This window comes from Polaromonas sp. P3_B4 (assembly GCF_056402835.1).
The window spans coordinates 3,389,954-3,414,201 of record NZ_JBFUGQ010000001.1; the positions used below are offsets into that span (position 1 = coordinate 3,389,954).

At 63.2% G+C, this 24,248-nt stretch carries 22 protein-coding genes; 10 read left to right on the forward strand and 12 right to left on the reverse strand.

Annotated features, from left to right (window positions below):
- Nucleotides 1–24 precede the first annotated feature (24 nt).
- Entirely contained in the window at nucleotides 25–498 is a 474-nt protein-coding gene (locus tag AC1DVV_RS16090) for a PTS sugar transporter subunit IIA (RefSeq protein ID WP_457281496.1), read from the reverse strand.
- On the opposite strand from AC1DVV_RS16090, the gene AC1DVV_RS16095 reads away from it, so the two are divergent.
- Nucleotides 388–714, forward strand: a complete 327-nt coding sequence (locus tag AC1DVV_RS16095) for a hypothetical protein (protein ID WP_457281665.1) — start codon at nucleotides 388–390, stop codon at nucleotides 712–714. The genes AC1DVV_RS16090 and AC1DVV_RS16095 overlap by 111 nt on opposite strands.
- 24 nt (nucleotides 715–738) lie before the next feature.
- Here the strand turns inward: AC1DVV_RS16095 and hpf are convergent, their stop codons facing one another.
- Nucleotides 739–1,068 (reverse strand): ribosome hibernation-promoting factor, HPF/YfiA family, encoded by a 330-nt coding sequence (gene hpf, locus AC1DVV_RS16100; protein ID WP_007872838.1) that lies wholly within the window; start codon nucleotides 1,066–1,068, stop codon nucleotides 739–741.
- A 462-nt stretch (nucleotides 1,069–1,530) separates the two neighbouring features.
- On the opposite strand from hpf, the gene AC1DVV_RS16105 reads away from it, so the two are divergent.
- On the forward strand, nucleotides 1,531–2,745 hold the full coding sequence (locus AC1DVV_RS16105) for a patatin-like phospholipase family protein (RefSeq protein ID WP_457281497.1): 1,215 nt from the start codon (nucleotides 1,531–1,533) through the stop codon (nucleotides 2,743–2,745).
- Nucleotides 2,746–2,989: 244 nt separating this feature from the next.
- On the forward strand, nucleotides 2,990–3,979 hold the full coding sequence (gene corA, locus AC1DVV_RS16110) for a magnesium/cobalt transporter CorA (RefSeq protein WP_457281498.1): 990 nt from the start codon (nucleotides 2,990–2,992) through the stop codon (nucleotides 3,977–3,979).
- Between the two features lie 107 nt (nucleotides 3,980–4,086).
- Here corA and AC1DVV_RS16115 read toward each other — a convergent pair whose 3' ends face one another.
- From AC1DVV_RS16115 to AC1DVV_RS16140, 6 genes are all read right to left on the reverse strand, one after another.
- Nucleotides 4,087–4,845 (reverse strand): 5'-methylthioadenosine/adenosylhomocysteine nucleosidase, encoded by a 759-nt coding sequence (locus AC1DVV_RS16115; protein WP_477707212.1) that lies wholly within the window; start codon nucleotides 4,843–4,845, stop codon nucleotides 4,087–4,089.
- Between the two features lie 110 nt (nucleotides 4,846–4,955).
- Entirely contained in the window at nucleotides 4,956–6,644 is a 1,689-nt protein-coding gene (locus AC1DVV_RS16120) for a long-chain-fatty-acid--CoA ligase (protein ID WP_457281500.1), read from the reverse strand.
- 166 nt (nucleotides 6,645–6,810) lie between these two features.
- On the reverse strand, nucleotides 6,811–8,235 hold the full coding sequence (locus AC1DVV_RS16125) for an NAD(P)(+) transhydrogenase (Re/Si-specific) subunit beta (RefSeq protein ID WP_477666437.1): 1,425 nt from the start codon (nucleotides 8,233–8,235) through the stop codon (nucleotides 6,811–6,813).
- A complete protein-coding gene (locus AC1DVV_RS16130) occupies nucleotides 8,232–8,558 on the reverse strand; it encodes an NAD(P) transhydrogenase subunit alpha part 2 (RefSeq protein ID WP_011485418.1) in 327 nt (108 codons plus the stop codon). The genes AC1DVV_RS16125 and AC1DVV_RS16130 overlap by 4 nt, the downstream gene beginning before the upstream one ends.
- 79 nt (nucleotides 8,559–8,637) lie before the next feature.
- A complete protein-coding gene (locus AC1DVV_RS16135) occupies nucleotides 8,638–9,753 on the reverse strand; it encodes a Re/Si-specific NAD(P)(+) transhydrogenase subunit alpha (protein WP_477666436.1) in 1,116 nt (371 codons plus the stop codon).
- Between the two features lie 256 nt (nucleotides 9,754–10,009).
- Nucleotides 10,010–11,545 carry a CoA-acylating methylmalonate-semialdehyde dehydrogenase gene (locus tag AC1DVV_RS16140; RefSeq protein WP_457281503.1) on the reverse strand — a complete coding sequence of 512 codons (1,536 nt, stop codon included), beginning with the start codon at nucleotides 11,543–11,545 and terminating at the stop codon, nucleotides 10,010–10,012.
- A 139-nt stretch (nucleotides 11,546–11,684) separates the two neighbouring features.
- Between AC1DVV_RS16140 and AC1DVV_RS16145 the strand changes: the two genes are divergently transcribed.
- Together AC1DVV_RS16145 and AC1DVV_RS16150 are read left to right on the forward strand one after the other, a co-directional pair.
- Complete coding sequence (locus tag AC1DVV_RS16145; RefSeq protein WP_477666434.1) at nucleotides 11,685–12,680, forward strand: LysR family transcriptional regulator; 996 nt, start codon at nucleotides 11,685–11,687, stop codon at nucleotides 12,678–12,680.
- An 8-nt stretch (nucleotides 12,681–12,688) separates the two neighbouring features.
- Entirely contained in the window at nucleotides 12,689–13,204 is a 516-nt protein-coding gene (locus AC1DVV_RS16150) for an NUDIX hydrolase (RefSeq protein ID WP_457281505.1), read from the forward strand.
- Nucleotides 13,205–13,276: 72 nt separating this feature from the next.
- Here AC1DVV_RS16150 and AC1DVV_RS16155 read toward each other — a convergent pair whose 3' ends face one another.
- Nucleotides 13,277–14,878, reverse strand: a complete 1,602-nt coding sequence (locus AC1DVV_RS16155; protein WP_477666433.1) for an OpgD/OpgG family glucan biosynthesis protein — start codon at nucleotides 14,876–14,878, stop codon at nucleotides 13,277–13,279.
- Nucleotides 14,879–14,988: 110 nt separating this feature from the next.
- Here AC1DVV_RS16155 and mnmA point away from each other — a divergent pair, with 110 nt between their 5' ends.
- Nucleotides 14,989–16,203 (forward strand): tRNA 2-thiouridine(34) synthase MnmA, encoded by a 1,215-nt coding sequence (gene mnmA, locus AC1DVV_RS16160; protein WP_477666432.1) that lies wholly within the window; start codon nucleotides 14,989–14,991, stop codon nucleotides 16,201–16,203.
- Between the two features lie 72 nt (nucleotides 16,204–16,275).
- Here the strand turns inward: mnmA and AC1DVV_RS16165 are convergent, their stop codons facing one another.
- A complete protein-coding gene (locus AC1DVV_RS16165; protein WP_477666431.1) occupies nucleotides 16,276–17,682 on the reverse strand; it encodes a MipA/OmpV family protein in 1,407 nt (468 codons plus the stop codon).
- A gap of 232 nt (nucleotides 17,683–17,914) precedes the next feature.
- On the opposite strand from AC1DVV_RS16165, the gene AC1DVV_RS16170 reads away from it, so the two are divergent.
- The 4 genes from AC1DVV_RS16170 (at nucleotide 17,915) to AC1DVV_RS16185 (ending at nucleotide 22,056) form a co-directional block, all read left to right on the forward strand.
- The gene (locus AC1DVV_RS16170; protein WP_457281509.1) at nucleotides 17,915–18,190 is read left to right on the forward strand and encodes a DUF4242 domain-containing protein; all 276 of its coding nucleotides are present in this window, start codon (nucleotides 17,915–17,917) and stop codon (nucleotides 18,188–18,190) included.
- 9 nt (nucleotides 18,191–18,199) lie between these two features.
- Nucleotides 18,200–20,026, forward strand: a complete 1,827-nt coding sequence (locus AC1DVV_RS16175) for an AfsR/SARP family transcriptional regulator (RefSeq protein WP_477701534.1) — start codon at nucleotides 18,200–18,202, stop codon at nucleotides 20,024–20,026.
- Nucleotides 20,027–20,064: 38 nt separating this feature from the next.
- A complete protein-coding gene (locus AC1DVV_RS16180; RefSeq protein WP_477701533.1) occupies nucleotides 20,065–20,583 on the forward strand; it encodes a DUF2917 domain-containing protein in 519 nt (172 codons plus the stop codon).
- Nucleotides 20,584–20,694: 111 nt separating this feature from the next.
- Nucleotides 20,695–22,056, forward strand: a complete 1,362-nt coding sequence (locus AC1DVV_RS16185; protein WP_477666428.1) for an MBL fold metallo-hydrolase RNA specificity domain-containing protein — start codon at nucleotides 20,695–20,697, stop codon at nucleotides 22,054–22,056.
- Between the two features lie 31 nt (nucleotides 22,057–22,087).
- Here AC1DVV_RS16185 and AC1DVV_RS16190 read toward each other — a convergent pair whose 3' ends face one another.
- A complete protein-coding gene (locus tag AC1DVV_RS16190) occupies nucleotides 22,088–22,768 on the reverse strand; it encodes a sulfite exporter TauE/SafE family protein (protein ID WP_457281513.1) in 681 nt (226 codons plus the stop codon).
- 14 nt (nucleotides 22,769–22,782) lie between these two features.
- Nucleotides 22,783–24,165: an oxygen-independent coproporphyrinogen III oxidase gene (gene hemN, locus AC1DVV_RS16195; RefSeq protein ID WP_477666427.1), complete on the reverse strand. Its 1,383-nt coding sequence runs from the start codon at nucleotides 24,163–24,165 to the stop codon at nucleotides 22,783–22,785.
- Between the last annotated feature and the right edge of the window lie 83 nt (nucleotides 24,166–24,248).

Consider the following 24,248-nt stretch of genomic DNA (forward strand, 5'->3'; position numbering starts at 1 on the left):
GCGTGCAACCGTGCAACACCACATCTAAGAACTGACTTCGTGGACGGAGTGCCAGGAAGCAATCAGGTTGTGCAGCGCAGCGGCATCGGTGCTGGTCTTGAGTTGCTCGCGCAAGGAGCTGTCGCTGAGCAATTCGGCAATTTCCGAAAGAATTTCGAGGTGCTTTTGAGTGGCTGCCTCGGGAACCAGCAGAAAAATCAGCAGTGCCACGGCCTGTTCGTCCGGCGCATCGAAGCCAATAGGCGCCTGCAACAGGAAAACGGCCGCCATGGGGGCCTTGAGGCCCTTGATCCGGCCATGCGGAATCGCCACGCCATGGCCGAGCCCGGTGGAGCCCAGGCGTTCGCGGGCGAACAGGCTGTCCGTGATCAATGCGCGGTTCAGGCCATGTTGGTTTTCAAACAGCAGACCGGCTTCCTCGAAAGCGCGTTTCTTGCTGGTTGCTTCAACGCTGACCAGAACCTGGGAGGGGGGCAAAATTTGCGAAAGACGGTTCATAACAATCTTTTAGTCGCCGAATTATGCACTTTGCAGCGGGTTGACCGCAAAAAAGGCATTAAAAAGCCGCTTGGCGCCACAAGCGGCTTCGGCGTCTGGTTTGGCGCGCCTGCAGATGCCCTGCAGATTCGCCGCGACAGAAAACGTGCGATGCAGGTTTTCCGCCTGCACGCCATCGGTGACATGCGGCCCTTCGGGAGAAGCCGCACACCCTGAAAAAGGGACAGCCCGAAAAGACCTTCAGGCCTGGCGCTTGGCAGCAACGTGGTGGTGATCCTGGGTTCTGGTTTTGTAACGCCCAACCTGACGGTCCAGCTTGTCTGTCAATTCATCAACTGCGGCGTAAAGATCAGCGTGGGAGCTCTCGGCAAACAGGTCGCGGCCCTTGACATGCACATTGCATTCGGCCCGCTGGCGTCTTTCCTTTTCTTTCATGTTGTCCACTGTCAACAGGACTTTTACGTCTACTACCTGGTCGAAATGCCGGGTAATCCGATCCAGCTTGCTTGTCACATAACCGCGTAGCGCGGGGGTAACTTCAAGATGGTGGCCGCTGATCGTCAAGTTCATAAAGAGACTCCTTTTTCCAAGGTTGGAGCTGGGTTGAAAACACTGCCGGGCCCATGAAGGCGAGGCAGCGGACGGGGACACTCTCTTGGATTCACTATGCGCCCGATACCCCGCAATTGCAACCTTGCGCCGCAATAAATAATGAAACCTTATGAAAAACTCCTTGACCCCATTTCACTGCATGCGCTGCGTGCTGGCGTGCCGCCCTGACAGCGCCTGAAGGCCTTTGATTCTTCTGGATTTTTACCAAGTCAAACCGTGTAGCGGTCAAGCCAGCGGACTTGCAGGAAGTCTTTCGCGGCGGCATCATGCTGACACAATTGCCCGCAGCCGGCCCGGCCCCATCAATGAGGCAATGGCAAAGACTGAAACAGCGCCCCATGGCGAAAAAACCATAACACCAGCCGATCAAGCTCATGCCCCGCCTGCTTTCACCACGTCCGCCGCATACCCGGCCCGGCCATGTCGCTTGAGACCATCATTTCTTCTGCGTTAACCCGCCCTGACGAGGCGCAAAATGCCCTTGTCCTCATGGGCGGCGGCGCACGCACGGCCTACCAGGCGGGAGTGCTTCACGCCCTGTCAACCATGCTCAGCGTGCAGGGCGGTGCGGCTGACCCGAAATTCCCGTTCAAAATCCTGGTGGGCACGTCAGCCGGTGCGTTGAACGCGGCCTTCCTGGCAAGCCATGCGGGTGAAGGCTTGCAGGCGTTCGGCCGATTGGCCAATTTCTGGACCACATTGCGCTCATCGCAGGTTTACCAGCTCAAGGTTCCCGCGTGGATCCGCTCAAGCCGCATTGCGGCGGCGCTGTTTTTGTCGCAGCAGGTGCGGGCGCAACAATCCCTGCTGGACAACACACCGCTGGTCGACACCTTGCACCATGCCATTTCGCTGGGCCATATCGAGCAGGCGCTGCAGGATAAAACCCTTCACGCGCTGGCCATCACGGCCTCCAGCTACAGCAGCGGCGTGCACTGGACGTTCTGCCAGATGGCTGCCGGCCGCCACGCCGATCTCTGGAGCCGGCCAGGGCGGCGTGCAGAGTTCCAGCCCGTCACCATCGAACACCTGATGGCTTCCAGCGCCATTCCCTTCCTGTTCCCCTCCACGCCGCTCTGGGTGGACGGCCACCGCGAGTTCTTTGGCGATGGTTCCATGCGCCAGAGCTCCCCGCTCTCACCCGCCTTGCACCTTGGGGCCAGCAAGGTGCTGGTGATCGGCGTGGGGCAACCCGAGCGCGCCGGTTTCGTCGGCAGCAACGGGCCGAACGTGAGCGGCCGGCCCACGCTGGGCGCCATTGCCGGCCATGCCATGGCCAGTGTGTTTCAGGACACGCTGCAGGCCGACGTGGAGCAGGCTCAGCGCGTGAGCAAAACCGTGCGGCAGATGCCGCGCGAAATCGCGGCTGTCATGCCCTACCGGCCCGTCGACGTGTTGGCGATTGCACCGTCACAGTCGCTCGACGCACTGGCACAAGCCCACGCCGGCGAATTACCGCGGGGAACCTACAACGCGCTGGCTGGCCTGGGTGCGCTGGGCGCCAAAGGCAGTCCGGGAGGCGCCGCACTGGCCAGCTACCTGCTTTTCGAACCGGGGTTTGTCAAGGCGCTGATGGCGCTGGGCGAACAGGACGCTTACGCGCGAAAGAGCGAGCTCATCGAGTTTTTTATGTAGCGCAAGCGGTGGATAAACCAGGTGTGAAATGCCATAATCGCCGCTTATTCATTACGGAGAAATCCTTGGAAAGCAGTCCTAGTTGCTAGCTTTCAACACCGCAGACTGACGCCAGGCTTGCAAAGGCTCACGTTGAAAAGGGGGGTTGAAAGCGATGCCATATCCCACCGCCCTTTTACCGCGCTTTCGCGCAAGGCCTGAGCGTTCGCCTTGTGCCGGCCCCTGAACCGATAGGCAGTCAGTCATGCTCAATATTTTCACGCTGGCCAACGGCCGGCTTTTCCAGGAAGAAATCGAATCCCTGGAAGAACTCTCCAAATTCCAGCCCATCTGGGTGGATCTGGAGTCTCCCACCCTCGAAGAAAAACGCTGGATCAAGCAGTACTACGGGTTGTCCATTCCGGAAGACGCGATGGACGAGGACATTGAAGAGTCCGCGCGCTTCTACGAGGAAGACAACGGCGAGCTGCACATCCGCTCCGACTTCCTGATTGCCGACGACGAAGAACCGCGCACCGTGCGGGTGGCTTTCATCCTGAACCTGGTCAACGACGACCTCAAGAGCAAGGGTGTGCTGTTTTCCATCCACGACGAAGACGTGCCGGTGTTTCGCCTGCTGCGGATGCGCGCGCGCCGCGCCCCGGGGCTGATCGAGGATGCCAAGGAGGTGCTGCTCAAGCTGTTTGACGCCGACGCCGAGTATTCCGCCGACACGCTGGAAGGCGTTTATGTCGAGCTCGAAAAAGTTAGCGCGCAGGTGTTGTCGGGCGACGTGACCGACGCCCTGGCCGGCGAAGTGCTGGGCGCCATTGCCCGCCACGAAGACCTGAACGGCCGCATTCGCCGCAACATGATGGACACGCGCCGCGCTGTCAGTTTCATGATGCGCAGCAAGATGCTCAACGCCGAGCAGTTCGAGGAAGCGCGGCAGATTTTGCGCGACATCGACTCGCTCGATTCACACACCGCTTTCCTCTTCGACAAGATCAACTTCCTGATGGATGCCACGGTCGGCTTCATCAACATCAACCAGAACAAGATCATCAAGATCTTCTCGGTGGCCAGCGTCGCCCTGCTGCCGCCCACGCTGATCGCCAGCGTGTACGGCATGAACTTCAAGGGCTACTTCCCCGAACTGGAATGGGCATATGGCTACCCATATGCACTGGGACTGATGATTGCCAGCGCGGTGGTGCCCATGTGGTACTTCAGGAAGCGTGGTTGGCTGCAATAAGGTCGTCTGCCGCGTTCTGGATCGTTTTGGGCGCTGAATTTTGCATCAAATCGGCCTGTAACCCAATAAATACGAGCGCGAGCAGCTATTAAATAGATAGCAATCGCTCAGGCAGAAATCGTCGGCAGCAACTTTTCAACAATGGCGCGCGCGTAGACGCTGGCCACTTCCGCCACAAATGCCGGAAAGTCCGCGTGCGCGGTGTTGTCGGCGCGGTCGGAAATCGTTCTCACCGACGCAAACGCCACGCCGTAGTCATGGCAGACCTGTGCCACGGCCGCACCCTCCATCTCGACCGCCAGCGGCGTGTGGCCTGCTGCAATCAGCGCCGCACGGATACCGGCAGCTTCCTGCGCGCTGCAGACAAAACGGTCGCCGCTGATCATCAGCCCGCGGTGGACGCGCGCAGACGGATACGCCGGCACCGTACCGGCAGCCAGCGCCGCCGCGTGCAATAACGACGTCAAAGCCGCGTTGCTTTCAAAAACCGTCTTGCCGTACAGCGGCACCTCATAGCGGGGAAACAGCGGTGAGGCGTCCATGTCATGCTGCACAAAACTGTCGGCCACCACCACATCGCCCACATTCACGCTTTCGCCCAGCCCACCGGCTACACCGGTGAAAACAATGCGGCCGGCCTTGAAGTGCTCGATCAGCGCCACCGCCGTGGTGGTAGCCGCCACTTTGCCGATACGCGCGAGCACCAGCACGACCGGGTGGCCGTGCAGGGCACCAAGCCAGAACTCACGGCCAGCGCGCTTCACCTGCCGCGCGTTTTCCAGCAGGTCAATCAGGCCGGACTGCTCTTCAGCAAGGGCGCTGAGGATGGCGGTGGGTGCGCGGGGGAAGGTGTCAGCGGAAGTCATGGCCTGATTTTGCCCGCGCTTTCAACACCGGGGACGCAGAAAAAAGGGCAGCTTGCGCCGCCCTCTAGAAAACCTGCCGCGCAAGCGCGGCGAGCTCTGAAACTTGCCGTTTATTTCTTGTCGCGCAGTTCGCGGCGCAGTATCTTGCCGACCGGCGTCTTGGGCAGGTCGGTGCGGAACTCCACCACCTTGGGCTGTTTATAGCCGGTCAGGTTGGTTTTGCAATATTCGCGCACTTGCGCTTCTGTCAGGTCGGGGTTCTTTTTGACAATGACCAGCTTCACAGCTTCGCCGGATTTTTCGTCGGCAACGCCCACACAGGCGCATTCCATCACACCGTCGAGCTTGGAGACCACGTCTTCAATCTCGTTCGGGTAGACGTTGAAGCCGCTCACCAGAATCATGTCTTTCTTGCGGTCGACAATCTTGAAGAAGCCGTTTTCATCAAGGACTCCAATGTCGCCGGACTTGAAGTAGCCGTCGGGCGTCATGACCTTGGCGGTTTCATCGGGGCGTTGCCAGTAGCCGGCCATGACCTGCGGCCCCTTGATAGCGATTTCACCGGGCTGGCCGGGTGGCACTTCGTTGCCGTCGTCATCAAGGAGTTTGAAATAAGTACCGGGAATCGGCACGCCGATGGTGCCGGTGAAGGCTTTGCTGTTGGTCGGATTGCAGCTAGCCGAGGGTGATGTCTCGGACAGGCCGTAACCTTCGCAGACCGGGCAGCCGGTTTTTTCAAGCCACAGTTTGGCGACCGCACCCGTGACCGCCATGCCGCCGCCCAGCGAAATCTTCAGGTGCGACCAGTCAACCGTGTTGAAGTCCGGGTGGTTGGCCAGGCCGTTGAAGAGCGTGTTGACCGCTGGGAAGCTGTTGATCTTGTGCCTGGAGAGCTCTTTAAGCACAGCCGTCAGGTCACGCGGATTGGGGATCAGGATGTTTTTGCTTCCGGTACGCATGCCCAGCATCATGTTCACGGTGAATGCGAAGATGTGGTACAGCGGTAGCGCGCAGACATACGTGAGCTGCTCGCCGGCCGGCAGGGCCGCCATGGCCGGGCTGTTCCAGGCTTCGGACTGCAGCACATTGGCGATCACGTTGCGGTGCAGCAGCACGGCGCCTTTGGAAACACCGGTGGTGCCGCCGGTGTATTGCAGTACGGCCACGTCGTCGGGTTTGATGTCGGGCCGCTTGAGCGTCAGGCGCGTGCCCCGCGCCACAGCGTCGTTAAAACGCACGGCGCCGGGCAGGTTGAAGGCCGGCACCATCTTCTTGACGTTGCGCACCACATAGTTGACGAGTGCGCCCTTGAGCATGCCCAGCTGGTCGCCCATGGCGCACAACACCACGTGCTTGACGGGCGTGGCGGCAATGCACTGCTCGAGCGTGTTGGCGAAGTTTTCGATGATGACAATCGCCTTCGAACCGGAGTCCTTGAGCTGATGCTCCAGTTCGCGCGGCGTGTACAGCGGGTTCACATTGACCACCACATAGCCGGCGCGCAGGATGGCCGCCACGGCTACCGGATACTGCGGCACGTTGGGCATCATGATGGCAATGCGGTCGCCTTTGGCCAGGCCCAGGCTTTGCAGGTAGGCACCGAAGGCGAGCGACAGGCTGTCGGTCTGGCCGAAGGTCACGTCCTTGCCCATGAAGCTGTAGGCGACGCGGCTGCCGTGTTTCTTGAAGCTTTCCTCCATCAATGCGACCAGCGACGGGTACTGGGACGCGTCGATATCGGTAGGAACGCCCGGCGGATAGGCTTTGAGCCATGGGCGGTCAAGGGTCGCTGCATTCATGTTTGTCTTCTCCATTACGTATTGCTTACTGCCATGGATTCTCATGGCGTGCCCTCTTCGTGGCTATTGCGTTTTCCCTAGGAAGCCCGGGAAATAAGGAGGGAAGCCTCTCTAAATCGGGGTGCGCCCGCGGCTCGCCGCCGCGGGAAAACCCGGCAGCCCGCGATCACTCGATGGCCTTGCCCATATCTTCGATCACCTTTTTGGCGTCTCCGAACACCATCATGGTCTTGTCCATGTAGAAGAGTTCGTTGTCCAGGCCCGCGTAGCCAGCCGCCATGGAGCGCTTGTTGACAATGACCGTCTTGGCCTTGTAGGCCTCCAGGATGGGCATGCCGTAGATGGCGCTGCCCTTGACGTGCGCTGCAGGGTTCACCACGTCGTTGGCGCCCAGGATGATGGCGACGTCGGCCTGGCCGAACTCGGCGTTGATGTCTTCCATTTCATGTACCTGGTCATAAGGCACTTCGGCCTCGGCCAGCAAGACGTTCATGTGGCCGGGCATGCGGCCCGCCACGGGGTGAATCGCGTACTTGACGTTGACGCCCCTGTCGATGAGCTTTTGCGCCAGCTCTTTGACCGAGTGCTGAGCGCGCGCCACGGCCAGGCCGTAGCCCGGCACGATGATCACGGTCTCTGCATTGCCCAGGATGAAGGCAGCGTCGTCGGCAGAGCCCGACTTGACGGGGCGCTGCTCTTTGGCGCCGGTGGCGGCCGTGCCGGCCTCACCGCCGAAGCCGCCCAAAATCACGTTGAAGAAGGAGCGGTTCATCGCCTTGCACATGATGTACGAAAGGATGGCGCCCGACGAGCCGACCAGCGAGCCGGCAATGATCAGCATGGAGTTGTTGAGCGAAAAACCGATACCGGCCGCCGCCCAGCCCGAGTAGCTATTGAGCATGGACACCACGACCGGCATGTCGGCGCCGCCGATAGGGATGATGATCAGCACGCCCATAACGAAGCTCAGCGCCAGCATCGCGAAAAACGCTGGCCAGCTGCCCGTGAACATGAATACCAGCCCCAGGCCGATGGTAATGAGGCCCAGCACCAGGTTCAGCTTGTGCTGGCCGGCAAACTGCACCGGTGCGCCCTGGAACAGGCGGAACTTGTAGGTGCCCGACAACTTGCCGAAGGCGATCACCGAGCCGCTGAAGGTGATGGCGCCAATGGCCGCACCGAGGAACAGCTCCAGCCGGTTGCCGGTGGGGATGGGGCTGCCTTTGGGCGCGATGCCGAAAGCGTAGGGCTCGGCCACGGCGGCCACGGCGATAAAGACCGCAGCCAAACCGATCATGCTGTGGAAGAAGGCCACCAGCTCGGGCATCTTGGTCATTTCGACCGTCTTGGCGCGCCAGGCACCATAGCCCCCGCCGACCACCAGACCCAACAGAACGTAACCCATGCCCAGGGCTTTGCCGCCTGAAATTTCAACGATGAGCGCAGCTGTCGTCAGCATGGCAATGGCCATGCCGACCATGCCGAACAGATTGCCGCGGATCGAGCTGGTGGGGTGTGACAGGCCCTTGAGCGCCTGAATAAAGCAGACGGAGGCCACCAGGTACAGCAGCGTGACGAGATTCATGCTCATTTGGCGGCTCCTTCAGCGGGCGCGGCTACTTTCTTTTCTTTCTTGCGGAACATCTCCAGCATCCGGCGCGTCACCAGAAAGCCGCCGAAGATGTTGACGGCCGCCAGCGCCACGGCCAGCACGCCCATGGTTTTGCCCAGCGGCGTTTCGGTCAGCGCGGCCGCGAGCATGGCGCCCACGATCACGATGGCCGAAATCGCATTGGTCACCGCCATCAGCGGCGTGTGCAGGGCCGGCGTGACAGTCCACACCACGTGGTAACCCACGTAGATGGCCAGTACAAAAATAATCAGGTTGATGATGGTGGGTGACACTGCATCCATGGTCTTCTCCGTGAGGGCCGCGCCGGCTTGAACCCGGCTGGCCGATTAAATCCAATTGATCCGATGGGTCCCGAATGGGTTACTTCTTCTTGACCTCGCCGCCCTGCGTCATCAGGCAGGCGGCGACGATGTCATCTTCCAGGTCGACATTGAGCGTGCCTTCCTTGGTGATGATGAGCTTGAGGAAGTCGAGCAGGTTGCGTGCGTAGAGTGCGCTGGCGTCGGCGGCGACGAGGGCCGGCACATTGGTCTGGCCGATCAGCGTCACGCCGTGCTTGACGACCGTTTTGCCGGGCTCGGTCAGCGGGCAGTTGCCGCCTTGCGGTGCGGCCAGGTCGACGATCACGCTGCCGGGTTTCATGGCCTTGACCATGTCTTCGGTGACCAGCACGGGCGCAGGGCGGCCCGGGATCAGCGCGGTGGTGATGACCACGTCGGCTTGCGCGACGCGCTTGGCGACTTCGGCCTTTTGGCGTTCGAGCCAGCTTGGCGGCATGGGCTTGGCGTAGCCACCCACACCGACAGCAGCTTCGCGCTCTTCGTCGGTTTCATAAGGCACATCGATGAACTTGCCGCCCAGGGATTCGACCTGCTCTTTGACACTGGGACGCACGTCGCTGGCTTCAATCACCGCGCCCAGGCGCTTGGCGGTGGCAATGGCCTGAAGGCCGGCTACGCCGACGCCCAGAATCACCACGCGGGCGGCCTTGACCGTGCCGGCCGCCGTCATCAACATGGGGAAGAAGCGCTGGTATTCGGCCGCGGCCATCATCACGGCCTTGTAGCCGGCGATGTTGGCTTGCGACGAGAGCACGTCCATGCTTTGCGCGCGGCTGGTGCGCGGCGCGGCCTCCAGCGCGAAGGACGTCAGCTTGGCAGTAGCCAGGCGCTGCAGGCCGGCGGCATCAAAGGGGTTGAGCATGCCGACCAGCACACCACCGGCTTTGGCCAGCGGCATTTCGCTGTCCAGCGGGCAGCGGACCTTGAGCACGATATCAGCGCCGTAAGCGCCCGCCGCGTCGGTGATCTCCGCGCCGACCGCCGTGTAGGCCTCATCGGGAACGCTGGCGGCCACCCCGGCGCCGGACTGCACACGGACGGTGTGCCCTTGTGCCTTGAGCTTTTTGGCCGTTTCGGGCGTGATGGCGACGCGTGTTTCTCCGGCCGTGATTTCGGCGGGTACCCCAATGAGCATGGGTCTCTCCTCAGTACGTTGGTGTTGGTTTGATTGACGTCAGCCCGCAGGCGAGCTTGCGCGCGATCTGTCTCGGTGTCTTTGTCTGCGTATCCGCTTTTTTGTACCTGTCATGAAGCTTACATGAGATTTCTGCAATTTTTTGTCAGGGCAGTCTACAGTTTTTGACCCGAGTCAAGCCACGCAATAAAAAAAGCCCCGCCTGCCAATACATGGCGGTTGGGGCCGGTTTGCCTTGATGGCTGGCGTGCTATTTCTATTTGGCTGTCGGCATCACGAATTCGGCGCCCTTGCCGATGCTCTCTGGCCAGCGCTGCATGATGGACTTTTGTTTGGTATAGAAACGTACGCCCTCTTCGCCATAGGCGTGCATGTCGCCGAAGAGGCTTTTTTTCCAGCCACCAAAGCCATGCCAGGCCATGGGCACCGGGATCGGCACGTTGATGCCGACCATGCCGACCTGGATGCGGCGGCTGAATTCGCGGGCCACGTGGCCGTCCCGGGTGAAGCAGCTCACGCCGTTGCCGAATTCATGGGCATTGATCAGGTTCACCGCTTCGGCGAAGTCCTTCACGCGCACGCAGCCCAGCACCGGGCCAAAAATCTCTTCTTTATAGATGCGCATGTCGGGCGTGACATGGTCAAACAGCGTGCCACCCATCCAGAAGCCCTTGCCGCAGCCCGGGCCGGCCTTGGCGCCCGTGAAGGTGCGGCCGTCCACCAGCAGCTTGGCGCCTTCTTTCACGCCCGTCTCGATGTAGCCGGTAATGCGCTGGTGCGCGGCCGATGTGACGATGGGGCCCATTTCAGCGTCAAGCTCCACACCGTTTTTGATCACCAGTGTTTTGGCGCGCGCTTCCAGCATGGGAATGAGTTTTTCGGCCACATTGCCCACCAGCACAGCCACAGAGATCGCCATGCAGCGTTCGCCGGCCGAGCCGTAGCCCGCGCCGATCAATGCGTCCACCGCCTGCTCCAGGTCGGCGTCGGGCATGACCACCATGTGGTTCTTCGCGCCGCCCAGTGCCTGCACGCGCTTGCCGTGGCGTGCGCCGGTTTCGTAGATGTAGTTCGCGATCGGTGTGGAGCCAACAAAGGACACGGCCTTCACGTCCGGGTGCACCAGCAGGGCGTCGACCGCCTCTTTATCGCCCTGCACCACGTTGAAGACGCCGTCGGGCAAGCCGGCTTGCTTGAGCAGGTCGGCCATGAAAAGGCTGGGGCTGGGGTCGATGGGACTGGGCTTGAGCACAAAGCAGTTGCCGGCGGCAATCGCCACCGGGAACATCCACATCGGCACCATCACCGGAAAATTGAAGGGCGTGATGCCGGCCACCACACCCAGCGGCTGGCGCAGCGTCCAGTTGTCGATGCCGGTGGAAACCTGGTCGGTGAAGTCGCCCTTGAGCAGCTGCGGAATGCCGCAGGCGAATTCAACAATGTCGATGCCGCGCGAGACCTCGCCTTGGGCGTCGGTGAACACCTTGCCGTGCTCGGCGGTGATCATGTGGGCCAGCTTGTCCTTGTTCAGGTTGAGCAGTTCCAGGAACTTGAACAGCACGCGCGCGCGGCGCAGTGGCGGCGTGTCGGCCCAGGCGGGAAAGGCGGCCTGGGCTGACGCCACGGCCGCATCGACCTCCGTTCCGCTGGCAAGCGCGACATAACCCGACACCGCGCCCGTTGCAGGGTTGAAGACTTCCTGGCTACGCCCGGAAGACGGCGCGGCCACACGGCCATTCAAGTAGTGGCCGATAGTGGCTTGTGAAGCGGAGGCAGCAGGGGATAAAGACATTTTGCAATCCTTGAAAGGTGGCGGCACCGGACTGGCCGTTGGGGGTTCACCGCAGTCTAGGGCTGCGCAGCCGAATTGATAATGCCCCGTTTTGTGATTACATTGTTCATATTTTTGAACAATAGGCCTCTCGACCTCCATGTCTTCCGACCAGCTATCGCCCCTTGTCGCCGATCTTCACCTGCTGACCATCCTGGCGGCTACACGCAGCTTTACCGAAGCGGCGCGCCGCCTCGGGATGTCCAAGGCCTCGGCCAGCATGCGCATCAGTGAGCTGGAGCGCGCCGCCGGCGTGACGCTGGTGCGGCGCACCACGCGCTCCGTAGGCCTGACGGAGGCCGGCCAGCAATTGGTGAACGACATGCAGCCGGCGTTTAACCGCATCAGCGAAAGCTATTCCGCCGTCAAGGACCTGGTCGAAACCCCGCGCGGGCTGATCCGTGTGACAGCGCCGGTCGCTCTGGGGCGTCAACACCTGGCGCCCTGCGTTGCGGCCTTCCTCAAGCGCTATCCCGAGATCCATATCGAACTGGAACTCACCGACCGCTTTGTCAACCTTGCCAATGAAGGCTTCGACCTGGCGATACGACACACGAATGCGCCGCCCGACACCCATGTGGCCTGGGTGTTGTGCGAAACGCGCTCCATCCTGCTGGCCAGCCCCGACTACCTGGCGCGCCGCGGCGTGCCTGCGCAGCCGTCAGACCTGGCCGCGCACGATTGCCTGCTTTACCTGGGCAACCACAACACCGCCAGCTGGACCTTCGTGCGCAGCGGCAAGCGCAAATCCCGCGAGCAGGTTGGCGTGAACATCACGGGCACACTGAAGGCCAACAACAGCGAAGTGCTGCGCGAAGCGCTGGTGGCGGGCCTGGGCATCGGCCTGCTGCCGGATTTCAGTGCACCCGCGGGTGGCAGCGCGGCGCCATCGCCGCTCGTGCAGGTGCTGCCTGAGTGGCAGGTGCAGGGATTTTTCGGCGAGCGCATTTACGCCCTCAGGCCCTGGTCGCAGCAAGTGCCCAAGGCGGTGCAATGCCTTGTGGCACATTTGCGCGAGAGTTTCGCTGCCGGATTTTCGGCTAGCAAACACACCTGGCCGGCCGGTCAGGATCCCGGTCATCAAGGCCACGGATAATCCGGCGCATGATTAAACGATGGAAACCCAGCGTCACGGTCGCTGCGGTGATTGAAAAAAAGATCGACGGTGTCTCCAGGTTCCTGCTGGTCGAAGAGGAAACGCGGGACGGCCTGAAGCTCAACAACCCCGCCGGCCACCTGGATCCCGGTGAAAGTCCCTTTGAGGGTTGTGTGCGCGAAACACTGGAAGAAACCGCCTTCCATTTCACGCCCACTGCCATTGTGGGGGTCTATCTCTCCCGCTTTGAGCGGGCCCTCATCGGGCAGGAAGAATCCGAAGACATCACCTACCTGCGCTTTGCGTTCTGCGGCGAACTGGGCGAGCACGTGGCAGGCCAAGCGCTGGATGAAGGCATTGTGCGCACGGTCTGGCTGACGGCCGACGAAATAAGAGCGAGCGCTCACATGCACCGAAGCCCCCTCTTGTTGACCTGCATGGAAGATTACCTGGCAGGCAGGCGCTTCCCGCTTGATCTGGTGACCACGGATGCCAGCGTGCATGCACCGCTGAGCCAGAAGTAGGAAGCGCCGCGAGCCATGCACGATTTGGCGGCGCCAACGGGAACGCTTTCCCGCTGACAGCCAGCGCAATCCTCAATAAAGAATTCGTTGCGCCACCGGCGGCGGCGTCCACTGGTACAACCAGGTCTCCGTCAATGACTGGCCGTCGACCTGCAAATGCATGCGCAGGTTGATGGGTGCCGTGCTGTCGCCATCGGGGCGCAGGTCGAACATGGCACGCCACCCCTTGATGGCGTCCAGCGGCCGGGCCGACGTCAATTCAATCGTGCCGCGCGAAGCGGTGATCACGGCTTTGACCTGGGCCCCGCGGTTCAGCAAGGCAAAGTCGCCGCCCGCAAAATCGACGGCAAAACGCCGCGTGTAGGCGGTGCGCTTTTGCCCGACCACGCCGCCGAGGCCGGTACGTGTGGCCACACAGCGCGCCAGCGGCCCTTGCGCGGCGGGCGGTTCGCCCCCCCAGTGCAGCCGGTAGGAAAACAGCAACTCCTGCCCTGCCTGCGGCTTGTCCCTGGGGTTCCAGAAGGCCACGATGTTGTCAAAGGTTTCGTCCGCGGTCGGAATTTCCACCAGCTGTATCGCGCCCGCACCCCAGCCCGCCTTGGGCTCAACCCACAGGCTCGGGCGTTTTTCATAGAACACGCCGTCGTCCTGGTAGTGGTCAAAGTTGCGATCGCGCTGCATCAGGCCAAAACCGCGCGGGTTGTCGTCCTGAAAGGCGTTGAACTGCAATTGCGCCGGATTGGTCAGTGGACGCCACAGCCATTCGCCCGTGCCGCTGTGCATGGCCAGGCCGTCGGTGTCGTGGATTTCGCCGCGCCAGTCCCAGCCCATGCGTTTGTCGTTTTCGCCGGTCTGGAACATGCTGGTGCACGGCGCGATGCCCATGCGGTCAATGGTTTTGCGCGGATACAGCGCCACGTCCAGGTCCATGACCTGCGTGTCGCCCGGCGTGATCACAAAGCGGTAGGCGCCGCTGACGCTCGGCGAGTCCAGCAGGGCGTAGACGGTCAGCGAGGCCGCTTTCGGGTCCGGCTTTTCGAGCCAGTAACCGATGAAATCCGGAAACTCTTCCGGGAAAGTTTGCGCCGTGTCGATGGCCAGGCCCCGCGCCGACTGGCCGTACTGCCATTCGCCGCCCACCGCGCGAAAGTAGCTTGCGCCAAGGAAGGCCGCCACGTCACGCACCGGATCGGTGTGGAAATTCAGCCGGAAGCCGGCAAAACCGAGATCGGCGGGAAGCTTGTCGCCCCGCACGCCGCTTTTCCCATAATCAAACATGGCCGGGTCATAGGCCAGCTCCTGCGCCTGGCCATTGCTCACTTCGTGCATGCGCACCGGCGTCTTGAAGTACAGGCCGAGGTGGAAAAACTTCGCCACGAAGCGCAGCTTGTCATCGCCCCACAAGGCATGGTCGTCCCGAAAGCGTATGGCCTGGTGCTGGTCCCAGTTCAAGTCCGAAATGCCGGACGGCAACGTCGTCGACCGGGGCCGGTAAGGTTTGGCGGCCAGGTCGCGCGCCTGGCCCTTGAGCATCGCGTAGTCGAAGGCTTGGGCCTTGCCCACGGGTTTGAGGCCCGCGGCCTGGGCCAGTGACGAAAGCCATGGCAGCCCGGTGGCGATGCCGGCGGCCGTGACGGCCTGCCCGGTGCGGGAAAGAAATTGACGTCGTTGCAAAGTGGCAGCTCCTGCAAGAAAGGGCATTCCATTGTGCCGCCGGCCGCACGGCCAACAGGGCCGAAAAGCCCAGACAGGCGCAAACGCTTTCATCTTTTTACAATAGAGCCATGGGCAACCCGCAAATCAACACATACAGCCACGACGGCAAGCGGAAACGGATCGTCGTCGGCCTGAGCGGAGGCGTGGACTCCGCGGTGACGGCGCACCTGCTCAAACAGCAGGGCCACGAGGTTATCGGCATCTTCATGAAGAACTGGGAAGATGACGACGACAGCGAGTTCTGCTCGTCCAACATTGATTTTGTCGACGCCGCCGCCGTGGCCGACGTGATCGGCATCGAGATCGAGCACGTCAACTTCGCAGCCGACTACAAGGACCGCGTCTTCGCCGAGTTCCTGCGCGAATACCAGGCCGGCCGCACGCCCAACCCCGACATCCTGTGCAACGCCGAAATCAAGTTCAAGGCATTTCTGGACCATGCCATGCGCCTGGGCGCCGAAAAAATCGCGACCGGGCATTACGCCAGGGTTCGCCACAACGAAGCCACCGGCCTGCACGAACTGCTCAAGGGCCTTGATCCAGCCAAAGACCAAAGCTATTTTTTGCACCGGCTCAACCAGGCACAGCTCTCCAAAACGCTGTTCCCGGTGGGTGAGTTGCGCAAGACCGAAGTCCGGCGCATTGCCGACGAGATCGGCCTGCCCAACGCGAAGAAAAAAGACTCCACTGGCATCTGTTTTATCGGCGAGAGGCCTTTCCGCGAATTCTTGAATCGCTACATCGCCAAAGAGCCAGGCCCCATCAAGAACGACAAGGGCCGCGTGCTCGGCGAGCATGTGGGCCTGTCCTTCTATACATTGGGACAGCGTCAGGGCCTGGGCATAGGCGGCGTGAAGGCCAAGGGAGCCGAGCTCAAGGCCGTGCAGGCACGCGGGTTGCGCGGCGTGGGCGAGCACGAACCCTGGTTTGTGGCACGCAAGGACCTTGAAACGAACACGCTATGGGTGGTTCAGGGCCATGATCACCACTGGCTGCAATCCACGGTGCTCCAGGCACAGGACTGCAGCTGGGTGGCGGGACATGCACCGACGCCCGGTGTCATGGCGGCCAAGACACGCTACCGGCAGGCCGACGCACCCTGCAAACTGCGCAGCGCTACCGGCGCGGCCTGCGAACTGGTGTTTGCCGATGCCCAGTGGGCGGTGACGCCGGGCCAGTCGGCTGTGCTCTACCAGGGCGATGTCTGCCTGGGTGGCGGCGTGATTGCTGCCAGCAATGTGCAGAACCAGCCGGCTGTGCCGGTCCGGGCAGCCTACGCCTGATTTTCATTCAAATCAGGCCGCAAGCCTTTATGGACTTGCGCAAGCAGCTATTAAATCAATAGCAAATACGACTCAAAGCGCGGTTTCAACGTAGGTGTAGATGTAGTTGGAGCCGCCGTTGACATTGCCCAGCAGGCGCGACGAGCCAAAAATGCCGGAGCGGTGCGACACACCAAAGCCTATAAAGGTGTCCTTGAGCGGCCGGTAGCCGATCAGGTCGCCCAGGCTCACGTCGATGGTCGGATCCAGGTAATTGAGCATGCGGGAAGCCGACTTGCCGTTGGCCGCCAGGCTGGAGGACTCAATGTAGGGAGCCCGCTGTGCCATGGACACGCCCACGCCCAGACCGAGCCGCGTCTTGACCCGGTCGCTCCATGGGAAGCCCGAGTAGACGGCCTTCATGAACAGGTCCAGTTGCACGCCATTGGCCTGCAGGCCCCGCTCGTTGTGGTGCGTGAGGCCCACATAGCCGATGAAGTCGAGCGGCCAGCCGTTCACGTTGTTCAGGAAGGGCTTGCCGACCTGGATGCCGGTAATGCTGGTCGAATTGACCTTCGCCGTCGACAGGCACTGCGCCGTGATGATCTTGGCCAGATGGCAGCCATCTTCGGTTGACTTGCCGTACAGCAGCTTGAAGTAGGTGGGCGAGCCGTCTTCTGCCCACTCACGCTTGTGGCCGCCAAAGTCATAGGCCGCGCCGATATACACGGCAGGCAGCACGCTCTTTTGCACAATGGGGCTGTTCTTTGTCTTGTTGTCCAGCAAGGTGGCCGACACACCGGCCAGCAGGCGCCAGCGCTCGGTGAGGTCATAAGAGCCGTAGAGGCCAATCGAGGTCTGCACGCCCGAGCCCGGCGCATAAGCAGGCCGCCCGGCCGTTGCCTCACTGGCCTGCACGCCGTAGTAATAGTTGTTGAGCCTGGCGTCGCGCACCCCCACGGTCAGGCTGGGCCGCAGCATCCAGGGGCCCGAGCGCCAGTCGTAGGTGTAGCCCAGGCGGAACTCATTGCCCTTGTAGGTGTTGCTGATGTCATGCACCAGCTCGGCCTGCAGCGTTCCCCAGGGCTGGCGCCAGCGGTAGGCCAGGCCCAGGTCCAGGCCCGAGTCGCGCGGCGACATGCCGGCCAGGCTGGCGGGCAGGCGCTCGGTCGGGAAGCCCTCCAGGCGCTGCTCCACAAAAAGGTCCAGCCGCCGCTCGGTGCCGTTGAGCAGCTTGATGCCGCCCCGGTTGGCATGCAGGAAAAGCCGCTCGCCCTCATACAGGTAAAGCGGCAGCAGGTCGTAACGTGTGCCTGCATCCTTGTAGGGCGAACGTTCAATGCGCGTCACCAGGCCCAGGCCCGCGCTGCCGGGCGAAGAAAGGATGTCGGTCAGTGGTTCGGTGTTGCCGCCCGCCAGGGCCGGCGACATGGCGCACAGGCCGCCCAAAAAAAGGGTAGACGCCAGAAAGAGGCTGCGTGGCGAGGACGAGTGGTTCATCATTGGTTTTTTGTGTGAAGCTACCTGAACGGGCCGCCGCAGCCGGACAGAAGCCAAGAGCGCGGCGGACACTCCGATGCTATCCACGAATGGCACCGCCTGAGCCGCCCAACTTGTAAGCAAACAGGCACATATGGACTAGGCCGACATCCTTTCCCGGCGATTTCCTCACACGCTGGCTCACACGTACACTGCCTATCTTCGGGTCTCCACCAACTTAACGGAGCCTGTTATGCCCAAATTCGTGATCGAACGTGTCATCCCCGGACTCGGGGCCCTGAAGCCCGCCGAGCTGCAATCCATCTCCCAGAAATCCTGCGGTGTGCTGCAGGAACTGGGGCCTGATGTGCAGTGGGTGCAAAGCTATGTGACAGGCGGCAAGATGTACTGCATCTACCGCGCGGCCAATGAGGAGCTCGTGAGGGAACATGCGCGCCGCGGCGGTTTCCCGGCGAACTCCGTCGCGCAGATCACCACGGTCATCGACCCCACCACCGCTGAAGCCTGAGGTCTGCCGGTGAATCCGCAAGCCCCCGACAATCCGCCGTCTCCGGGGCTTGCCATCTACCTGCTTGGTCCGCCGCGCATAGAGCGAGGCGGCAGCCCTGTGCCGGCGCCGCGCGGGCACAAGGTCTGGGGCCTGCTTGCCTACCTGGTCCGCAGTGATGCACCGGTCAGCCGCAAACATCTGGCGGGCTTGCTGTTCGAAGACGCAGAAGACCCGCTGGCCGCCCTGCGCTGGAACCTCAGTGAGCTGCGGCGCCTGCTCGGCACCGCAGAGTTGCGCGGCGATCTGCTGGCACTTTTGCTGGAGCCTGCCACCTACGTCGACCTCAGCGCCGTGCTGTCGGGCAGCTGGGCGCAAGCCCTGTGCGTGCCCGGCCTGGATCACGAGTTGCTGGAAGGCATGAATTTTTCAGGCAGCCCGGCCTTCGAGGTCTGGCTCGCCACGGAGCGGCGCCATCTGCAGGCCGCCGCCGAAGCCGTGCTGCGCGAAGCCGCACTGGCTCGCATGGCCGCGGGCGCCATGACAGAAGCAGCCACACTGGCCGGCCGGCTGGTACGGCACAACCCGCTTGACGAGAACTACCAGGCTTTGCTGGTGCGCAGCCTCGCGGCCGCGGGCGACGGCGTGGGTGCGGCGCGCCAGGCCGCAGCCTGCCGCGAATTGTTCCAGCGCGAACTCGGCGTGCAACCCGGCGCCACGCTGGACGCGGCCCTGCGCACGCTCACCGCAGCGCCCACCGCGCGGCCCGCCACCGGGCGCGCCGCGGCGCTGGCCCAGCTGGAAGCCGGGGAGGCGGCGATCAGCGCCGGCGCGCTCGATGCCGGCCTGCAATGCCTGCGCCGCGCGATCGTGGAAGCCGATGCCACCGGCGACGCGGCACTGCGTGCGCGCGCCCGCGTGGCCCTGGGCGGTGCGCTGGTGCATGCCGCCCGCGGACGCGACGAAGAAGGCGCCACTGCGCTTCACGAAGCACTGGAGGTCGGCCACGAGGCTTCGCCGGCACTCGCCGCCGCCGCGTGCCGCGAACTCGGCTACGTCGAATTCCTGCGCGGCCGCTATGAACGCACGCTCGCCTGGCTGCAACGCGCGACGCCGCTGGCAGCCGGCGACCACGCGGAGCAGGCGCGCATCGCCACCGTGTACGGCGCTGCGCTCAGCGACACTGCGCATTACACGGCCGCCATCAGCCAGCTGCGCGAAGCTGAGGCGCTGGCTGCGGCCGTCGGCGACAGCCGGCAACTTGCCTACGCGCTGTCCATGCTGGGCCGCGCGCTACTGCTGCACGACGAACCCGAGGCGGCCGCCGACGCCCTGGACCGCTCGGTGGCACTGGCCCGGCAAGGCTGGACCGCCTTTGTGCCGTGGCCGCAATCGCTGCGGGCCGAAATCGACCTGCTGCGCGGCGACGTGGATGCCGCCGCGAGCCGATTCGAGCATGCCTTCGCCCTCGGTTGCCAGCTCGGTGACCCGTGCTGGGAAGGCATTGCCGGCCGGGGCCTGGGGCGTGTGGCGATGGCGCGCGGGGAACCGCAGCGCGCCGTTGAAATACTTGCTGACGCACTGACGCGCTGCGTACGCCTTCCTGACGCCTACCTGTGGGCCAAGGCATATGCCCTCGACGCGCTGTGTGATGTCGCTGTGGCACAAGCCATGCCCCAGGCCTCGGCCTGGATCAACGAAATGCAGGACCTCGCTGCGCGTAGCGGCATGCGCGAACTGACGGTGCACGCCTGCCTGCACCGCGCGGCGCTCGGCGACGGCGCGAGCGCGGCGGCGGCGAAGCTGCTTGCCGGCCAGATCGACAACCCCGCGCTGCACGCCCTTGCCGGGCTCTGAACCCGGCGACGGCGCGGCAACACCTCAAGAGGTCGATGATGAATGCGACATCCAACGGCGCCGTATTTCACGGTGGAACCCGGCGCCTGGCGCCGGGACAAGCGCTGCGCCTGCCCCGGCGCGGCGGTGAATTGACAGTGCTGCGGGGCCGGCTCTGGCTGACGCGCCACAATGATTCCGGCGATCATTTCATTGAGGCCGGCCAGCGCGTGCGCCTAGGCGCCGATGAGAACGCGGTGATTGAGCCCGCAGGAACCGCGCAGGGCGTGACGCTGCACTGGGAGCCCTGCCGCCCGGGCCTCATCAGCGCCTTGCTCGCCCGGCCTCTTGGCGGCACGGCCTTCCTGGCCTTTGTGGCCGCCCGCGGCTTCGCGGCGCTGGCGCTCAGCGCCGCGGCGAGCGCAAGACGCGCGCGCGGCCAGGGCGAGACCTGCGACCGCCGTGCTGTATTCGTCACACTCGAAGGCAGCGGGGCGCAGGAGTCAGGCCGTCCCTTCTGGAAGAAAAACAGCCTCAAATCATTACTGGATGAGCGCAAGCAGCTATTAAATCCATAGCAAATGAGTTCGCATCAGCCGGCATCGACCCGGGTTTCCCGATGCATTGCAGCGTGCAGGCTATTGCGCTACATCAAACACCCGCACACCATTTTTATCTAAGCTGCTGGCATGAAGATTCAATTCCTCGGTGCCACAGATACCGTGACAGGTTCCAAATACCTGATCCGGTACGGGGAGTCCACGGTGCTGGTCGACTGCGGGCTGTTCCAGGGCTACAAGCAATTGCGCCTGCGCAACTGGTCCGCGCTACCTGTGGCCCCGGCCTCCATTGACGCCGTGATCCTGACGCACGCCCACATTGACCATAGCGGCTACCTGCCACTGCTGGCGCGCCAGGGCTTCAAGGGCAAGGTGTTCTGCACCCCGGCCACGGCCGACCTGTGCCGCATCCTGCTGCCCGACGCTGGCCACCTGCAGGAAGAAGAAGCCGAATACGCCAATCGCCACGGCTTTTCGAAGCACGCACCGGCGCTGCCGCTGTACACACGCGAGGATGCGCTACGCTGCATCAAGCTGCTGCACCCGGTACCCAGCGGAAAAAACTGGCACCCGGCACCGAGCCTGAACGCCAGCCTGACTCCTTCCGGCCACATGGTGGGCTCGTCGTTCGTGCAACTGGACAACGGCTCGCGCTCCATCCTGTTTTCCGGGGACATAGGCCGCCCCAACGACCTGGTGCTCAAGCCGCCTACACGGATGGACGGCGCCGATTATCTGGTGGTGGAGTCCACCTACGGCGACCGCCTGCACAAGGACTCTGACCCCCTATCGGCGCTGGGCCAGGTAATCAACCGCACAGCCGCGCGCGGCGGGGTGGTGGTGATCCCGGCTTTTGCGGTGGGGCGCGCGCAAAGCCTGCTGCACTGCGTTCAGGTGCTCAAGGCGCAAGGTGTCATACAACGCAACCTGCCGATCTACCTCAACAGTCCCATGGCGGCCAATGCCACGCAGGTGTACCTGAAACACAAGGCCGAGCTGCGGCTAACACCCGCGGAGTGCGAGGCCATGGCGCATACCGCCCACATCGTCGAGTCGCCGGAGGAGTCGCGCCTGCTCAATGCCAGGCACGGCCCCATGGTCATCATTGCCGCCAGCGGCATGGCTACCGGCGGACGTGTGGTCCACCATCTCAAAGCCTTCGCGCCCGACAAGCGCAACACCATCGTGTTTGCCGGCTTCCAGCCCGGCGGCACGCGCGGCGCACTCATCTCCGGCGGCGCGCCTACCGTGCGTATCCACGGCCAGGACGTGCCGGTGCGCGCCGAAGTGGCGATGCTGGACGACCTGTCGGCCCATTCGGATGCCGCCGAAATCATGGGTTGGCTGCGCGGCTTCAAGTCGGTACCGAAGCAGACTTTCATCACCCACGGCGAGCCGGCCGCAGCCGATGCCATGCGCCAGCGCATCGAACGCGAACTGCACTGGCCATGCCACCTGCCCTGTTACCTGGAGTCGGTCTCTCTCACCTGATGCAATTCACAAGCCAGCGGCAAGGACAGCCTCAGGCCAGGCCGCACCACTGCGCGATGCGATGCGTCATGTCGCTCCACAAGCCGAACACCGCGGCCAGCATCAGCACCCCCCCGGCCAGACGCACACCCAGTTGACCGCCCAGGCCGTTGCCGGCGCGCCGCAGCCCGGCCAGTAGTTGCGGCGCCAGCAGCAGGGAGACGCCACTGCCCACGGCAAAAGCCGCCATGGCCAGCGCGCCTTGCAACGGCCCGCCACTCAGGGACGCCACCAGCAGCGCCGAATAAAGCAGGCTGCAGGGCATAAAGGCCCATAACGCGCCCACCGAGAACATCCCGCCCCGTGATGCGGCCACGGCACCCACCCTGGACCACGCGGAGCGGCCTGCGCGGTCGGCCCAGGCCGGCTGGCTGGCCTTCACCATCAGCATCATTCCCCAACCCAGCACGGCCAGATGGAACAGCACCCAGAGCGGCTTGACCACGGCGGCCTGTTCTGTCATCCACGCAAAACTTTGCACTGCCATCGCTGCCGCCGCGCCCGCACTTGAATAGCCGACAAGCCGCCCGGCCTGAAAGACCAGCGGTGAATGCGCCTGCCGCTGCGGGCCCACGCGCCGCAGGCCGCCACAGGCCGCGCCGCACATCACAGCGCAATGAGGTCCTCCGGCAAGGCCCATCAGCAGGGCCGTCGTGGCGAGGGCGTAAGACATGGGCAGCGCTGCGATCAAATAATGCGCGAGAAACGACTGCGGTTGAGGTCGGACTGCAGGTAGCGGTCAAACACCATGGCGACCGCGCGCAACACGAACCGGCCTTCGGCCGTCACCTCGATGCCGGTGCTGGAAAGCAGCACAAGCCCGGCATCCTCCAGTTCGCGCAAGCGCTCCAGTTCCGCCGCAAAGTAGGTCTTGAAATCCAGCATCCAGGCGAGCTCTATCGATTCGAACCACACCTGGCCCTGGCACATGATGGCCATGATCACCGCGCGGCGCGCCAGGTCGTCCCGGCTCAGTGCCAGGCCGCGCGTGACCGGGAAGCGCCCCTGGTCAAGCAAGTCGCAGTATTCCTCCAGGGTTTTGGCATTCTGGCTGTAGGTGGCGCCGACCGCGCCAATGGCCGATACGCCCAGGCCCACCAGGTCGCGGTCGGGCTGGGTGCTGTAGCCCTGGAAGTTGCGGTGCAGCCGGCCCTCGCGGCTGGCCACGGCCAGCGCATCGTTCTCAAGCGCGAAGTGGTCCATGCCGATGTAGCGGTAACCCGCGCCCTGCAAACGCTGCATCGCTTCGGCCAGCATGGCGGCCTTGTCCTCGGCCGCGGGCAGCAGCGCCGGCGGGATGTGCCGCTGCGGCTTGAAGCGCTCCGGCAAATGGGCATAGGCATAGAGGGCAATGCGGTCCGGCCTGAGTTCCTCGACCTGGCGTATGGTGCGCGCGAAAGACGTCTGCGTCTGCCGCGGCAGGCCGTAGATCAGGTCCACATTGATGGATTCAAACCCGAGCACGCGCGCCTGCGCAACCAGCGCGAACACCTGTTCGGCGGGCTGGACGCGGTGCACGGCTTTTTGCACGTCGGCATCGAAATCCTGCACGCCGAAACTCAGGCGGTTAAAGCCCAGGGCCGCCAGCGCGGCCAGGCGCGTGTTGTCCACGGTGCGTGGGTCTACCTCGATGGCCATTTCCGCACCGGCCGCGATGTCGAAGTTGCGTCTGAGCATGTCCATGAGCTGTGCGAGTTCCGCGTCGGACAAAAAAGTCGGCGTGCCCCCACCCAGGTGCAGCTGGCTGACAGGCTGTCCCTGCCCCAGGCGCGCCGTGTACAGGGCCACTTCGCGCTCAAGATAGCCCAGGTAGGCGGTGGCACGGCTGTGCTGCTTGGTGATGATCTTGTTGCAGGCGCAGTAGTAGCACAGCGATTCGCAAAAGGGGATGTGCACATACAGCGATAGCGGTGCCGCCGAGGTCTCGGCCCGCGCGCGCCTGTCGTCCAGCGCGCGGCCGTGATCGACGGCGGTAAAGGCCTCGACAAAACGGTCCGCCGTCGGAAAGGACGTGTAGCGCGGGCCGGAGATGTCGAACTGGCGAAGGGCCTGGGGTAGAACAGCGGGCATGGGATGGTTCAGGAATGTGAGGCCTCCACTGTGCCGCCTCTCCGCCCCGGCTGCGTTGATGTGGATCAACGAGGGCGCAAGGT

What these genes read in the sequence shown, in the direction of transcription:
- AC1DVV_RS16090 (WP_457281496.1), bottom strand. Translation starts at nt 498, where the DNA reads ATGAACCGTCTTTCGCAAATTTTGCCCCCCTCCCAGGTTCTGGTCAGC.
- AC1DVV_RS16095 (WP_457281665.1), top strand. Translation starts at nt 388, where the DNA reads ATGTTGGTTTTCAAACAGCAGACCGGCTTCCTCGAAAGCGCGTTTCTT.
- mnmA (WP_477666432.1), top strand. Translation starts at nt 14,989, where the DNA reads ATGGGCAACCCGCAAATCAACACATACAGCCACGACGGCAAGCGGAAA.
- AC1DVV_RS16125 (WP_477666437.1), bottom strand. Translation starts at nt 8,235, where the DNA reads ATGAGCATGAATCTCGTCACGCTGCTGTACCTGGTGGCCTCCGTCTGC.
- AC1DVV_RS16135 (WP_477666436.1), bottom strand. Translation starts at nt 9,753, where the DNA reads ATGCTCATTGGGGTACCCGCCGAAATCACGGCCGGAGAAACACGCGTC.
- corA (WP_457281498.1), top strand. Translation starts at nt 2,990, where the DNA reads ATGCTCAATATTTTCACGCTGGCCAACGGCCGGCTTTTCCAGGAAGAA.
- AC1DVV_RS16120 (WP_457281500.1), bottom strand. Translation starts at nt 6,644, where the DNA reads ATGAATGCAGCGACCCTTGACCGCCCATGGCTCAAAGCCTATCCGCCG.
- hemN (WP_477666427.1), bottom strand. Translation starts at nt 24,165, where the DNA reads ATGCCCGCTGTTCTACCCCAGGCCCTTCGCCAGTTCGACATCTCCGGC.
- AC1DVV_RS16190 (WP_457281513.1), bottom strand. Translation starts at nt 22,768, where the DNA reads ATGTCTTACGCCCTCGCCACGACGGCCCTGCTGATGGGCCTTGCCGGA.
- AC1DVV_RS16185 (WP_477666428.1), top strand. Translation starts at nt 20,695, where the DNA reads ATGAAGATTCAATTCCTCGGTGCCACAGATACCGTGACAGGTTCCAAA.
- AC1DVV_RS16130 (WP_011485418.1), bottom strand. Translation starts at nt 8,558, where the DNA reads ATGGATGCAGTGTCACCCACCATCATCAACCTGATTATTTTTGTACTG.
- AC1DVV_RS16140 (WP_457281503.1), bottom strand. Translation starts at nt 11,545, where the DNA reads ATGTCTTTATCCCCTGCTGCCTCCGCTTCACAAGCCACTATCGGCCAC.
- AC1DVV_RS16145 (WP_477666434.1), top strand. Translation starts at nt 11,685, where the DNA reads ATGTCTTCCGACCAGCTATCGCCCCTTGTCGCCGATCTTCACCTGCTG.
- AC1DVV_RS16170 (WP_457281509.1), top strand. Translation starts at nt 17,915, where the DNA reads ATGCCCAAATTCGTGATCGAACGTGTCATCCCCGGACTCGGGGCCCTG.
- AC1DVV_RS16150 (WP_457281505.1), top strand. Translation starts at nt 12,689, where the DNA reads ATGATTAAACGATGGAAACCCAGCGTCACGGTCGCTGCGGTGATTGAA.
- AC1DVV_RS16180 (WP_477701533.1), top strand. Translation starts at nt 20,065, where the DNA reads ATGAATGCGACATCCAACGGCGCCGTATTTCACGGTGGAACCCGGCGC.
- hpf (WP_007872838.1), bottom strand. Translation starts at nt 1,068, where the DNA reads ATGAACTTGACGATCAGCGGCCACCATCTTGAAGTTACCCCCGCGCTA.
- AC1DVV_RS16105 (WP_457281497.1), top strand. Translation starts at nt 1,531, where the DNA reads ATGTCGCTTGAGACCATCATTTCTTCTGCGTTAACCCGCCCTGACGAG.
- AC1DVV_RS16115 (WP_477707212.1), bottom strand. Translation starts at nt 4,845, where the DNA reads ATGACTTCCGCTGACACCTTCCCCCGCGCACCCACCGCCATCCTCAGC.
- AC1DVV_RS16165 (WP_477666431.1), bottom strand. Translation starts at nt 17,682, where the DNA reads ATGAACCACTCGTCCTCGCCACGCAGCCTCTTTCTGGCGTCTACCCTT.